Source organism: Natronospirillum sp., assembly GCF_022565775.1.
GTDB lineage: Bacteria > Pseudomonadota > Gammaproteobacteria > Pseudomonadales > Natronospirillaceae > Natronospirillum.
Map to the genome: position 1 here is coordinate 53,496 of NZ_JAIUMC010000003.1, position 13,457 is coordinate 66,952.

Below are 13,457 nucleotides of genomic sequence, written 5' to 3' on the forward strand. Positions count from 1 at the left end.
AGTGCAATGAGCAAACAGACACTGATCGTTATTGGCAATGGCATGGTAGGCCACCATTTTCTCGAGCAGTTGGCCGATCATCCGGACCGGGACTGTTACGAGGTCATTGTGCTGGGTGAAGAGCGCCATGCCGCCTACGACCGGGTCCATTTGTCCGAGTATTTTCAAGGCTCCAATGCAGCCGATCTGGCGCTGGGAACGACGGAGCAATACGCCGCCTGGGGGGTTGATCTGCGCCTCAATGCCCAGGCGGTCAGCCTGGACCGTGACCGGCAGACGCTGATGCTGGCGGACGGCACGGAGTTGCAGTGGGATCAACTGGTACTGGCGACCGGCTCCTATCCGTTTGTGCCGCCCATTCCCGGGAATGACCGGGAACACTGTCTGGTCTATCGCACACTGGATGACCTGGATGCCATTCGGCAATCTGCGCAAGACGCCACGACCGGCGTAGTGGTGGGAGGAGGCCTGCTGGGGCTGGAAGCCGCCAATGCGCTGAAAGGTCTGGATCTGGATACTGCCGTGGTCGAATTTGCGCCTCGCCTGATGCCGATGCAGGTCGATGCCGAAGGGGGACTTCTGCTGCGCCAGAAAATCGAAGCTCTGGGCGTGCAGGTGCTGACCGATCGGGCTACCCAGCGTATCGAAGACGGGGAGGCCAGCCGTCACCGTATGGTGTTTCAGGACGACCGGGTTCTTGAAACCGATCTGATCGTGTTTTCTGCCGGCATTCGGCCGCGCGATGAACTGGCCAGGGAAGCCGGGCTCGAAGTGGGTGAGCGCGGTGGGGTAGTCATTGACGACCAGTGCCGGACCAGTGACCCGTCCATCCTGGCCATTGGCGAAGTGGCTCTGTGGAAGAACAGCATTTTCGGCCTGGTTGGCCCAGGCTACCAGATGGCCAAGGCGGCTCTGGCCACGCTGACTGGCGACAATCTTGCTTTTGCAGGGGCCGACATGAGTACCAAGTTGAAATTGCTTGGTGTGGATGTCGGCAGTATCGGCGACGCCCATGGCGACCAGAAACCGGGTGCAAAGTTATACCGTTATCTTGATGAGGTGTCGCAGCAATATCGCAAACTGGTGGTGTCGGCAGACGGGAGACGACTGCTGGGCGCCATGCTGGTCGGTGATAACAGCTACTACGACACTCTGATGCAGTACTACAGCAATGATCTCGACCTGCCGAGCAAGCCCGAGAGTCTGATCCTCCCAGCCAGTGAGGGTGGGTCACCAGCACTGGGTATCGATGCGCTGCCCGAAACCGCCACCATCTGCTCCTGCCACAATGTGAGCAAGGGCGATATCGTCCAGTGTATCCATGATGGCAAGGCCTCTCTTGGTGAGGTCAAGGACGCGACGCGCGCCGCCAGCGGCTGCGGTGGCTGTGCTGCCCAGTTGAAAGATGTCGTTGACCATGAAATGGCGGCTCTGGGGATGGAGGTCAGCAACGATATCTGTGAGCATTTTGCGTACTCCCGCCAGGAACTGGAGCACCTTGTCCGGGTCGAGGGGATCCGCGATTTCCATACGTTGCGCGAGCGCTATGGCAAGGGGCTGGGGTGTGATATCTGTAAGCCGGCAGTGGCCTCCATTCTGGCGTCCGTGTGGAATGACTATGTGCTGGAAGATCAGCATGTCGGCCTGCAGGACACCAATGACACCTTTCTGGCCAACATGCAGAAAGACGGTACCTTTTCCGTCGTACCTCGTGTTGCCGGTGGTGAAATCACCCCGGACCGGTTGATCGTGCTGGGCGAAGTGGCTCGCGATTTCAATCTCTACACCAAGATCACTGGCGGTCAGAGAATCGACTTGTTCGGCGCCAAACTGAACGAACTCCCGGTAATCTGGCAGCGTCTGGTGGATGCCGGCTTTGAAACCGGCCATGCCTATGGCAAATCGGTGCGCACGGTGAAAAGCTGCGTGGGCAGCACCTGGTGCCGCTATGGCGTGCAGGACAGTGTGCAGCTCGCGATCGATCTGGAAAACCGTTACAAGGGTGTGCGCGCCCCGCACAAGCTGAAGTTAGCCGTCAGTGGCTGTACGCGCGAATGCGCCGAGGCACAGAGCAAGGATGTGGGCGTGATCGCGACCGAGAACGGCTGGAATCTCTTTGTTGCCGGTAACGGTGGCATGCGCCCGCGGCATGCGGACCTTTTCGCAACTGATCTCGATACCCAGACGCTGATCCGCACCATTGACCGGTTCCTCATGTTCTATATCCGCACTGCCGACCGGCTGCAGCGCACGGCGCGCTGGTTGGAAAACCTTGATGGTGGTCTGGAGTATGTCCAGGACGTGATACTGAATGACGCCTTGGGCATCAATAAAGATCTTGATCAGCAAATGGCCCGCCTGATCGAACACTACCAGTGCGAGTGGAAGACGACGCTGGAGAGTCCGGAGCGACTGAAGCGCTTCCGGCAGTTGATCAATGATGACAGTGATGACCCCAATGTAGTGTTTGTCGAGGAACGCGGCCAGATTCGCCCCGCGAATCAGCAGGAGCGGGCGAAGCTCATCCCGGCGTCCAACCTGTGAGCCACAGGCCGAGCAAAGGAGACAAGATGATGACAGAAACTATTTCGAAGGCTCAGCAGAACCGCGCAGATCAGTTCGCTGCACACGAAGAGTGGGTGACCATCGGTCGCCGGTCTGACCTGATACCGGGCAGTGGTGTGGGAGCGCTGGCAGGAGAACTGCAGATTGCCTTGTTCTGGCTGCCCGAGTTGTACGACACCCTGTATGCCGTCACCAATTATTGCCCCTTCTCCGGTGTTCATCTGATTGCCAGGGGCATTGTCGGAGATGTCGGGGGCGAACCAGTGGTGGCATCGCCACTCTACAAGCAGCATTTTTCGCTGCTGGATGGTCGCTGTCTGGAAGACCCGGAGCAGAAACTGCAGGTCTTTCAGGCCCGCTTTTACCGCGATGAGATTCAGGTTCTGCAGCGCAGAGCCTCAGGAAAAAAGGCCCGGGCTGCGGCATGAAGCGGGTGTGTGAAACCACCTGCCCCTATTGCGGCGTGGGCTGCGGCGTGCAGGCTACCGTGCAGGATGATCGGGTACTTGCAGTGTCCGGTGATGAAAGGCATCCGGCCAATAGGGGACGACTGTGCGTGAAGGGATCCGCCCTGCACGAAACCCTAAGCCACGAGGCGCGTCTTCTCCATCCGGAGATTCAGGGCCAGCGCGCTGACTGGGACGCCGCCATCGCTGCTGTAGCCGAGGGGCTAAAGGAAACCATCCGTCTCTATGGCCCTGACAGTGTGGCGTTTTATGTCTCCGGTCAGTTACTGACCGAAGACTACTATGTGGCCAACAAGCTCATGAAGGGGTTTATCGGCAGCGGTAATATCGATACCAACTCTCGTCTGTGCATGTCTTCCGCTGTCGCAGGCTACAAGAGGGCCTTTGGCAGCGATACGGTGCCCGGCAGCTACGAGGATATCGATTCGGCAGATCTGATGGTGCTGATTGGCTCCAATGCAGCCTGGACGCATCCTGTGCTGTTTCAGCGCATGCAGGCGGCCCGCCAGAAAGGCGAGAACCGCAGAATGGTGGTGATCGATCCACGCCGCACTGCGACCGCCGGCAGTGCAGACCTGCACCTGCCCCTGCGTCCGGGCACGGATGCACTGCTGTTCAATGGCCTTCTGGTATGGCTGGCCGATCATGGCGGGCTGGACACTGGTTATGTCGAAGCTCATACCGAGGGGCTGGGTGCTGCGCTGGCCACTGCCCGCCGTGCCGCAGGATCACTGGAGGAGTTAGCGGATGAGTGTGGCCTTGCGGTGTCTGACGTGCATACGTTTTATCAGTGGTTTGCCCGAACACCGCGCACGGTCAGCTTCTATTCAATGGGCATCAATCAGTCCACCAGTGGCGTCGACAAGTCGAACGCCATTATCAATGTGCACCTGGCAACCGGCCGCGTGGGTCAGCCCGGTGCATCACCGTTTTCCATTACCGGCCAGCCCAATGCGATGGGCGGCCGTGAAGTCGGCGGGTTGTCCAATCAACTGGCTGCCCATATGGATTGGGATGACCCCGAGGCTATTGATCGGGTAGCCCGTTTCTGGAACGCGGCCAATATGGCACAGGAGCCGGGTGCCATGGCTACGGAACTGTTTGAACGGGTTCACAGTGGCGCAATTCGGGCGGTCTGGATCATGGCCACCAATCCGGTGGTCAGCATGCCCGAGGCTGCCCGGGTGCGCGAAGCCTTGGCCCAATGCGATCTGGTGGTGGTGTCGGACTGCATGGCGCACACCGATACCATGGACCTGGCTCATATCCGGCTGCCTGCCACCGGATGGAGCGAGAAAGACGGCACTGTCACCAACAGCGAGCGACGCATCTCCCGGCAGAGAGCCCTGGTCAAGCCGGCCGGTGAGGCACGCCATGACTGGTGGATCATCTCGCGGGTGGCTCAGGCCATGGGCTTCGATGAGGCCTTCGGTTACCAGGCGCCGGTCGATATCTTTCGTGAACATGCGCAGCTGACTGCCTATGAAAACAACGGAACCCGTGATCTGGATCTGGCGGTCTGGGCCGATATCACAGCGGCTGAGTATCAGGCACTGACGCCACTGCAATGGCCTGTCAATGATCAGTGGCCTATGGGACGCACCCGGTGGTTTCAGGATGGTCGATTCAATACCCCCTCTCGCCGGGGCCGTCTGTTTCCTGTGCAGCCCAGACCACCCCAGTCCGCACCAGACTCCGTGCAGCGGTATCGCTTCAATACCGGACGTTTGCGCGATCAATGGCATACCATGACGCGCACCGGTCTGGCAGCCAGACTGACCAGCCATGTTTCAGAGCCGCGCCTGGCCATGCACCCGGAGGATGCTGGCCGGGAAGGGCTGCAAGACAGAGACTGGGTCTGTCTGCGCAGTGCCGGGCAGGCAGCGCGGGTGCGCATCGAGATTACAAAGGACCAGCGCCGGGGTGACGTCTTTCTGCCTATCCATTGGACCCGGCAATACGCCAGTCAGGCGGTTGCCAGCAGCCTGGTGCCAACGCGGATTGATCCGATATCCGGGCAGCCGGAACTCAAGCATGCGGTGATTCAACTGGAACCCTGGCAGCCTGAAGTGCAGGGGTATTGCTGGTTGCCGGAGCCCTTGCAGGGTCCTCCATGGGCGGCTTGGTTCAGGCGTGACCTGGAGGGTGGCACCCTGTATCAGTGGGCGGGTAATCGGTTTTCAGCGCGACAATGGCTGGAGGCACGCTCGCCGGAGGCCGATTTTCAGATTTACAGCGACGCGGGGAGCGGTGCCGAGCGGGTAGCGGCTTTTGTTCAAGGGCAGCTGAAAGCCGTCATCTGGCTGGGGCAGGCATTGCCGGATATCGCTCCGGAATGGATCGCGGAGCAGTTTAGCTCAGAGACTATTGATGCGGCAACGCGGCGGGATCTTCTCGCAGGCCGCAGCAGTGGTGTGCCGGATGTCGGACCCATGATCTGTAGTTGTCATCAGATCGGGCGTTTCCAGATCGAGCACGCCATCCTGGCAGAGGGCTGTTGCTCCGTCGAAGCGCTGGGTCGCGAACTGCGTTGTGGTACTCAGTGTGGCAGCTGTATACCTGATTTACGCGACCTGTTGCAGGCCAACGCTGAGGGTGAAGCGTAACTGGTGCAAAGGAATAGGGCAGTTCCCGGTCACAGGCCATGACGGAGTCGGCTGCAGGCACTATAATGCCCGCACTGAGAAAGGAATTGATGATAATGTACGCCCTATTGCGCCCGCTTTTATTCCAACTGTCTGCCGAAACCGCTCATGAACTGACTCTGGAATGGCTGGGGGCATTGCATCGGCTTCGTCTCACGGGACTGATTGCCGATGCAGTACCGGTCGACCCGGTATCCTTGTGGGGGTTGTCATTCCCCAACAGGATCGGGCTAGCGGCCGGGCTGGACAAAAATGGCGACTACATTGACGCGTTCGGAGCCCTGGGCTTCGGCCATATCGAGGTAGGTACCGTGACCCCCAGGCCGCAACCGGGAAATCCGTCTCCCCGCCTGTTCCGGCTGCCCGAAGTGCAGGCGCTGATCAACCGAATGGGATTCAACAACAAAGGGCTGGCGTACCTGGTGGCCAATCTGGAGCGGCGAAGCTTTGGTGGCGTTGTTGGCGTCAATATCGGGAAAAACTTTGATACGCCGGTAGAGGCGGCCAGCGAAGACTATCTTGCCTGTCTGGATGCGGTCTATGCACATGCCGACTACGTGACCGTAAATCTCTCATCTCCCAATACCCCCGGACTGCGCACCCTGCAGTTTGGTGATGCGCTGGAGTCATTGTTGCAGCAGTTGGTAGGCAGGCGGGATCAACTCGGTCGGCAACAGGGGCGGCATGTTGCGCTGCTGGTCAAGATCGCTCCCGACATGACGGATGAAGAAACCAGGTCTGTAGGGAAGGCACTGCTCCAGAGCGGTATTGACGGGGCGATCGCCACCAATACCACAGTCGAGCGCAGTGTGGTAAGCGGCATCTCAGGAGCTGAAGAGGCGGGAGGCCTAAGCGGCGCTCCTCTGCTGGCGCTGGCCAACCATACCCTGTCGGTGCTTGCTGACTCTCTGGGTGGCCGCATTCCTGTCATTGGAGTCGGTGGCGTCACCGAGGGGGAGGATGCACGGAGCAAGATCAAGGCAGGTGCCGATCTGGTGCAAATCTATTCCGGCTTGATATATCGTGGCCCTGAACTGATTAGAGAAGCTCAGGTTGCGATGCTCGGTGCCCAGCATCGGCCCGGCAATCCTGCCTGATGTTATTGGTCTGGTGTACTCGCTGCGTTTTGTGGTTTTGCGCCAGAAGTAGAAGGAAGGGATTTTGATCAGGCCGCTTGAGAGCGGCCTGAGTAAGACTCCACGGCTTTAGCCATCATGTATCTGATGGTACACGACTCGGTTCACCTTATGGACCGCGCTGGCACCTTGATAACCACTCCAATTATCTTCTCTGCCTTCACGCCAGCCATTCATCCATTCCTGATGTTCAGCGCCTTCGGCCTTGGGACAGAGGGTCTTCGAGCGCCCCTCCAGTCCGGCAAGGTATCCACGCTGATAGGCTCGTTCCATCGGGTTCCGTTTCTGTCGCTTCATAGGGTCGACCTCTTCACTTTTCGAAAACAGGTTGGGTGACTGATGCACATTAGAGTCATTGCTGTCAGTCGGAACATGACTTTCCTGTATACTCCTCCTGCTTCCTTACACAATGGACTGTACCCTGAGGTACAGCTATGTTGATGGCAGGTCAGCCGGAACGGCAGGCTGCCTGGTCGGCCAGATTCAATGACCGACGCATCAATAATCAACCGAGTGGCTCCGGCTGTCGAGAAACGAATTGTTATAAGCACATGGCCTGTTATTTTAAGCAGTGATGACTGTAAGACGAATCCTGTGCATGCGGGCCTCGCAGTTGATCGTTGCCTCAGGTTCGCCGACATTTATATAACCTTTAGTAATAAAAAAATTATTTTGATTTCAAATGAGTCTAAAATTGAATAGTTTCGACTGGTTTCTGGCCTGCCCGCGCTATATCGAACCACTGTTGGCAGATGAATTGACCGTTCTAGGAGCGGAGGCAGTTCGCGTCGGTCACGCCGGCGTTCAGGTCAGTGGTGACCTTGCCTTCGCCTATAGAGCCATCCTCTGGAGCCGGTTGGCCAGTCGGGTGACCTTGCAACTGACCTCCGGGTCGCTCGGCACCTCGACCCGCACCGAGCGCCGCACGCCGGAACAGGAAATGGCGGCCTTGGGCGCGCTGCTGGCGGAGGTGAACTGGACTGACCACATGTCGGCTTCCGGCACTCTGCGTGTCCGGTTCAGCGGACGCACAGATGCCTTTCGCAACACGCTGTTCGGGGCACAATGGGTCAAGGACCAGATCGTTGACTATTTCCAGCGCCACCAGGGGGCTCGGCCGTCAGTCAGCGAGGATCCGGACCTGACCATTGTGGTCAATCTGCACAAGGGCCAGGCAACCATCGGTATTGAGCTCAACAGTCGCAGCCTTCATGCGCGGGATTATCGTTCACCTGAGGCATCGGCACCCTTGCGTGAATCACTGGCGGCGGCGGTATTGTGGCGCGCAGGTTGGCCGAGAAAGCTGGCAGAAGCCACGACAGAGTCGCCTTGTGCCTGTGTCGATCCGATGTGTGGTTCGGGAACCATTTTGATAGAAGCCGCCCTGATGGCCTATGACTGGGCGCCCGGCCTGGTGCGCAAGGACAGCCTCAATCTCGCCTGGCCCGGCCATGATCTGGATCTGTGGGAGGCGCTTTTTGCTGACGCACGAGAGCGTCAGAGCAAGGGTGTATTGGAAGCCCCGCGTTTTGTGTTCTGGGGCAATGATGCCACCGAAGTAGTGTACTCACAGGCCCGGGAAGCCTGGCGCCAACTGGGGCTTCCTGATGCCCGCTGGACGCAGGCAAGAATTGACCAGATGCCTGCTTTTCCGGAAATTGACCAAGGGCTGATTACCGTCAATCCGCCCTATGGACAGCGGCTTTCCGACCCGTCTGAAGTGGAAGATCTGTATCGGGAATTGGGTGCCTGGATGCGCAGTGCACCGGATAATTGGCAGGGTGCTGTTTTGTTGCCGGATGAGCGGGATATCCGCACTACAGGCCTGTTCTTCAACAAGAAACATGCCTTGTTGAATGGCCAGTTGCTCTGTCACCTGTACCGGTTTGATCGACTGCAGGCGCGTGAAGTATTCAGGCCGGTTGCCGTTCCGGACCTGACCAACCGCCTGCGCAAAAACCTACGTCGACTGAAATCCTTCGTGCGCCAGGAACTGACCAACGCCTATCGTGTCTATGATGCAGACCTGCCGGAGTATGCAGTTGCCATAGACCGCTACGGCGATTGGCTCCATATTCAGGAGTATGCACCACCGGCCACCATAGAGCCTGCAGTCGCCGCACGCCGGCTCGAGGAAGCGGTAGCCACGGCCAGTGAGACACTGGCTGTGCCGCCGGAGCGCATTGCGGTCAAACAGCGCCGCCAGCAGAAAGGTCGCAATCAATACAGCCGACTCGACGAGAGCGGTCACCAGATGCTGGTGTTCGAGCATGGGGCAAAGGTGGAAGTCAACATGCTGGACTATCTGGATACCGGGCTGTTTCTTGACCACCGCCCGGCTCGTTTCTGGTTGCAACAGCAGGCCCGTGGCAAGCGTGTGCTCAATCTCTTCTGCTACACCGGCGTCGCCAGCGTGCACGCGGCGCTGGGCGGAGCAAAGTGCGTGGACAGTGTTGATCTGTCTCCAACCTATCTGGCCTGGGCGCAACGAAACTTTCAGCACAATGCGATCGAAGAGAGTCGGCATGGATTTTACCGGGCCGATGTCATGGCCTGGCTGGCTGACACCAACAAGCGCTGGGACCTGATTTTTCTTGACCCACCCACATTCAGCAATTCCTCGCGTCTCGACCGGGATTTCGATATCCAGCGAGATCACGAGGCTTTGCTCGAGCTGGCCATGAGCCGCCTCAATCCAAAGGGTGTGCTGTTGTTTTCCAATAATTTCCGGCGATTTCGACTCGCGCCACAGTTGAGCGAGCGCTACCGGATAACGGATTGGCATCGTGAATCTCTGCCCACTGACTTTCAGCGCAACCCCAGGATCCATCAATGCTGGTTGATCAGGCATGTCACCTAGTAGACAGAGCAGGTGGTGCCTTCTAAACTGATTGAAGGTCTGATGCGGGTTCACCCCTGTCGCAACGCATTTTGCAGCGACCCTCAGAGAGCATGGCGATCAACAATATGACAGAGTCCAGATGACAGAGTCGATGCCCAAGGCTCCGCGCCCCAAGTGGGAACTGCGCTTTACGACCCGCATTGGTCTGTTGTTTGGGGCCTTGAGTTTGCTGGCGCTGGGGGCGACTATGGCCTGGTCGCTGCGCACCGCCCAGGTCGGGCTTGATGCGGAGATAGAAAACAGCCTGCAGCAACACCATCGGTCACTCGAGAGTCTGCTCGAAACCCGCCTGAATCTGCTGGATGTTTATCTGCAAAGCGCCTCTGCCAATCGCATATTCGCCGACCTGGTCGAAACGGAGCAGATGGACTTCGAGCAGTTTGCGTCGGAGTTGGCGTTCCTGTTTCAGGACTCTGCGATGGGCGCCCAACTGGATATCATGTTCCTGCTGGACCTGCAGAACCGTTTGATGATTGATGCCGGCCTGCCGCTTTACAACATTGCTCCGTTTCTTCAGGAACTGCGCTCGCCCATCGCCTACACCAACCATTGGCGCGTCGCCGAAACCCCAGAGCTGACCATGCTGGTGCGAGCCGTACCTATTTTTGATCCGGCCACTATACGTCTGCGCGGGTATCTTTTCGTCGGATTGGCGCTGGGCGAAAATCGATCTTTCATCAACTTCCTGGCCGATCGATCGGACGTCAATCAATTGAGCTTCGATCTGGGTGAATCAGCGATCAATTCCTTCGGTAACGGGCTCTTGCCCGAAGGCCGATTAAGTGACCTTCAGGGCGGCGAAGTGGTGCATGCCAATGGTCACTATTTCATGCGCAGCCCACTGGTCATAGACGAACTGGATGACACCATCTGGGTAACGGTCGGGCTGGCGGAAAACCGGTTTACCTCCCTGTTCGACAACTATTGGCGCATATTCCTGCTGTTGTCCGGTGGCTTCCTTTTGCTGCTGTTTCTGGCTGCCATGTTGCTGAACCTGAATCATTCCAAGGCCATCAACAACCTTATGCGGTTTATTCATGCCATTCAGACCGGTCGGCGGGATGCCCGGTACGAGCCAGGCGGCGTCTTTGAATACAACCAGGTCGGTTTCGCCATGCAGGACATGGTCGAAGACCTGAATATTGCGGCGACCGTGTTTGAATCCGCCGATGGCATGGTCGTGACGGATGCCAGCCAGACAATCCTGCGCGTCAATCATGCCTTTCTGGAGATGACCGGTTATCAGCCGGAGGGGGTGATCGGACAACCTCTGTCGATGATCGAGCTCTATGATCAGGACAACAGTCTGCAGGATGAAATTGCGCATGAACTCGCGAGCGAATACTCCTGGCAGGGTGAAGTATGGAGTCGGCGCCGCAACGGCGAGCCTTTCCCCTTGTGGGCGACGGTAACGGCGGTCATGTCCAGCAGTGGTCACACGATCACCAATTATGTGGCTACCATGATCGATATTTCAGAGAGCCGGGAGGCAGAACGCCGGATAGAGCAGTTGGCCTTTTATGATCAGTTGACGGGGCTACCCAACCGGCAACTGCTGCGCGAAAGACTTGAGCAGGCTATGCTGGGCAGTGCAGAAAGCGAGCAATATGGCGCCCTGATTTACATTGATCTGGACGACTTCAAAACGGTCAATGACACGCGGGGTCATGAACTGGGCGACCAGTTGCTGAAGGATATCAGCTCTCGCCTCAGTGAGTGTGTCAAGCGCAATGATACGGTGTCGCGCATTGGTGGAGATGAGTTCTGCCTGATTCTGGAAGATCTTGGCAGCAGTGACACGGCTGCACTGCAGCAGGCGGAATGGATCGTCAACCTGATACTCAAAGCAATCAACCGGCCTCTGAGTATCGAGGGCATCGAGCACTTTGTGCATGCGAGCCTGGGCATCACCCTGTTTCAGGGGGATACCATACCCCTGGATGACCTCCTGCAGCAGGCCGAACTGGCCATGTACCAGGCCAAGCAGGAAGCACGCAATGGCCGTCGCTTTTTCAACCCGCGCATGCAGGCTCGAGTGCTGGAATACGTGGCGTTGGCCAGTGATATGCGCAAAGGCCTCGACAGTGGTGAGTTCGTTCCCTTCTACCAGCCCCAGGTCGATGGTGAAGGCAAGGTGGTCGGGTTTGAGCTGCTGATTCGCTGGCACCACAGTCGCAAGGGCGTAATAACGCCGGCCGACTTTATTCCGGTTGCGGAAGAGAACGGACTGATCATTCAACTGGGCAACCAGGTTCTGGACATGGCCGGCGCCCAGTTGGCCAAGTGGGCCAGAAGTCCGGAGCTCAGTGCACTGAGCCTGGCCGTGAACATCAGTGCGCGACAACTGCACCAACCCGATTTTGTCGAAGAAGTCAGTCGCGTACTGCGGCGTTACCAGATCAATGCCAGCCTGTTGAAGCTTGAGCTTACAGAAAGCATGCTGCTGGAGGATGTGGACGAAAGCATCCACAAGATGAGACGGCTGAGATCTTTGGGTGTGCGCTTTTCGCTGGACGATTTCGGTACCGGCTATTCGTCACTCAGTTATCTCAAAAGGCTGCCGCTGGACCAGTTGAAGATTGACAAGTCTTTTGTGCGGGATCTGCTCACCGATCCGTACGATGCGGATATTGCCCGTACCATTGTTTCCCTGGCACGTGGTCTCGGGCTGGAAGTGATTGCCGAAGGCGTGGAAACACGCGAACAGCGGGACTGCCTGGCAGGGTATGGCTGCGAAGCTTACCAGGGTTATTTCTTTGGGCGTCCGGTGCCGATAGAGGACCTGGATGCCAACAACCTGGTCATTGATTCACGGGGTCAGGGTCAGTCCGGTTCCTGATGCCAAGGCACTCCGGCACGGTCACTGCGTTCCAGTTCGGCAATGACCTGAGCTCCCAGCAATAGAATGACTGCAGCTATTTCAAGGCTGAGCAGGATGATAATCAGCGCGGTCACGGAGCCGTAGATCACGCTGACAAATGAAATCTGGGTGAAATAGAAGACCAGTGTCATGCGCACGGCCTCCCAGAGCAAGGCGGCAACCACTCCGCCAATCAACGCCCGTCGCCAGGCGACCTTGATTTCCGGCAGCACCTTGTAGATGGCACTGAACAACAGTGCCATACCCACCGCACTGACTAGATTGACGAAGCCGTCCGTTGCCTGGGCCAGCGGCAGTTCCACATTCAGCCAGGTCTGTACCTGATCTGCCAGAGTATTGAGCAGAGTAAACATCATGGTCAGTGCCATCAGACCGGCTCCGGCCAGCAGGATGAAGGCATAGGGCAGGGCGACGGATACCCAGAAGCTTCTGCGCTGATGCTGGGCTCGCGGTGCATCAAAAATGACGGAAATCGCGCTTTCCAGCATGCGAAAGGCGAAGGTGCTGAAAAACATCAGCAACAGGAAGCCGAAGATGCCGATCAGTTCCCGGGCATCGACGAATGCCCTGACGGCATCCAGAATCAACTCGGAGTGAGCTGGGGCGACATGACGTGTTTGGGTTCGCAGCACTGCAAACAGTTCACGCTCCGGCAAGAGCTGGGTAATCATGACAGCCATCAGACCCAGCATGGGTATTATCGACAAGAGCACATTGTAGCCAACCCCACCCGCCAACAGCAGGCCGTGATTGTTCAGAAAATTGCGCAGTACCCGCCAACTGAAGCGGAATATCCGCAGCAGAATGGCTACAACCGAGATGGGCAGCAAAGGCGGCAACTTCATTCGGATTGGATTCCAG

8 protein-coding genes are annotated in these 13,457 nt (G+C 57.8%); 6 read left to right on the top strand and 2 right to left on the bottom strand.

Translation table 11 applies throughout. The annotated features are described in order from the left end of the window. Positions 1 to 6 precede the first annotated feature (6 nt). The 4 genes from nirB to LAT62_RS01800 all read left to right on the top strand — a co-directional run bounded on the left by nirB (position 7) and on the right by LAT62_RS01800 (position 6,774). Positions 7 to 2,544 (top strand): nitrite reductase large subunit NirB, encoded by a 2,538-nt coding sequence (gene nirB, locus LAT62_RS01785; RefSeq protein ID WP_293378019.1) that lies wholly within the window; start codon positions 7 to 9, stop codon positions 2,542 to 2,544. Positions 2,545 to 2,570: 26 nt separating this feature from the next. Further along, the gene (gene nirD / locus LAT62_RS01790) at positions 2,571 to 2,993 is read left to right on the top strand and encodes a nitrite reductase small subunit NirD (protein ID WP_293378022.1); all 423 of its coding nucleotides are present in this window, start codon (positions 2,571 to 2,573) and stop codon (positions 2,991 to 2,993) included. Further along, complete coding sequence (locus LAT62_RS01795; protein WP_293378025.1) at positions 2,990 to 5,638, top strand: nitrate reductase; 2,649 nt, start codon at positions 2,990 to 2,992, stop codon at positions 5,636 to 5,638. Before nirD ends, LAT62_RS01795 begins: the two co-directional genes overlap by 4 nt. 95 nt (positions 5,639 to 5,733) lie before the next feature. Then, the gene (locus tag LAT62_RS01800) at positions 5,734 to 6,774 is read left to right on the top strand and encodes a quinone-dependent dihydroorotate dehydrogenase (RefSeq protein WP_293378028.1); all 1,041 of its coding nucleotides are present in this window, start codon (positions 5,734 to 5,736) and stop codon (positions 6,772 to 6,774) included. Positions 6,775 to 6,882: 108 nt separating this feature from the next. Here the strand turns inward: LAT62_RS01800 and LAT62_RS01805 are convergent, their stop codons facing one another. Continuing rightward, entirely contained in the window at positions 6,883 to 7,110 is a 228-nt protein-coding gene (locus tag LAT62_RS01805) for a ribosome modulation factor (protein ID WP_293378031.1), read from the bottom strand. 397 nt (positions 7,111 to 7,507) lie between these two features. On the opposite strand from LAT62_RS01805, the gene rlmKL reads away from it, so the two are divergent. Both rlmKL and LAT62_RS01815 read left to right on the top strand, forming a co-directional pair. Beyond that, positions 7,508 to 9,673 carry a bifunctional 23S rRNA (guanine(2069)-N(7))-methyltransferase RlmK/23S rRNA (guanine(2445)-N(2))-methyltransferase RlmL gene (gene rlmKL / locus LAT62_RS01810; RefSeq protein WP_293378034.1) on the top strand — a complete coding sequence of 722 codons (2,166 nt, stop codon included), beginning with the start codon at positions 7,508 to 7,510 and terminating at the stop codon, positions 9,671 to 9,673. A gap of 121 nt (positions 9,674 to 9,794) precedes the next feature. Beyond that, a complete protein-coding gene (locus LAT62_RS01815; protein WP_293378037.1) occupies positions 9,795 to 12,554 on the top strand; it encodes an EAL domain-containing protein in 2,760 nt (919 codons plus the stop codon). Here the strand turns inward: LAT62_RS01815 and LAT62_RS01820 are convergent. Further along, positions 12,539 to 13,441: a YihY/virulence factor BrkB family protein gene (locus LAT62_RS01820; RefSeq protein ID WP_293378039.1), complete on the bottom strand. Its 903-nt coding sequence runs from the start codon at positions 13,439 to 13,441 to the stop codon at positions 12,539 to 12,541. The genes LAT62_RS01815 and LAT62_RS01820 overlap by 16 nt on opposite strands. Between the last annotated feature and the right edge of the window lie 16 nt (positions 13,442 to 13,457).

Bases quoted from the DNA above. Each gene is read 5' to 3' on its own strand.
- nirB (WP_293378019.1), top strand. From the start codon at position 7: ATGAGCAAACAGACACTGATCGTTATTGGCAATGGCATGGTAGGCCAC.
- nirD (WP_293378022.1), top strand. From the start codon at position 2,571: ATGATGACAGAAACTATTTCGAAGGCTCAGCAGAACCGCGCAGATCAG.
- LAT62_RS01795 (WP_293378025.1), top strand. From the start codon at position 2,990: ATGAAGCGGGTGTGTGAAACCACCTGCCCCTATTGCGGCGTGGGCTGC.
- LAT62_RS01800 (WP_293378028.1), top strand. From the start codon at position 5,734: ATGTACGCCCTATTGCGCCCGCTTTTATTCCAACTGTCTGCCGAAACC.
- LAT62_RS01805 (WP_293378031.1), bottom strand. From the start codon at position 7,110: ATGAAGCGACAGAAACGGAACCCGATGGAACGAGCCTATCAGCGTGGA.
- LAT62_RS01815 (WP_293378037.1), top strand. From the start codon at position 9,795: ATGACAGAGTCGATGCCCAAGGCTCCGCGCCCCAAGTGGGAACTGCGC.
- LAT62_RS01820 (WP_293378039.1), bottom strand. From the start codon at position 13,441: ATGAAGTTGCCGCCTTTGCTGCCCATCTCGGTTGTAGCCATTCTGCTG.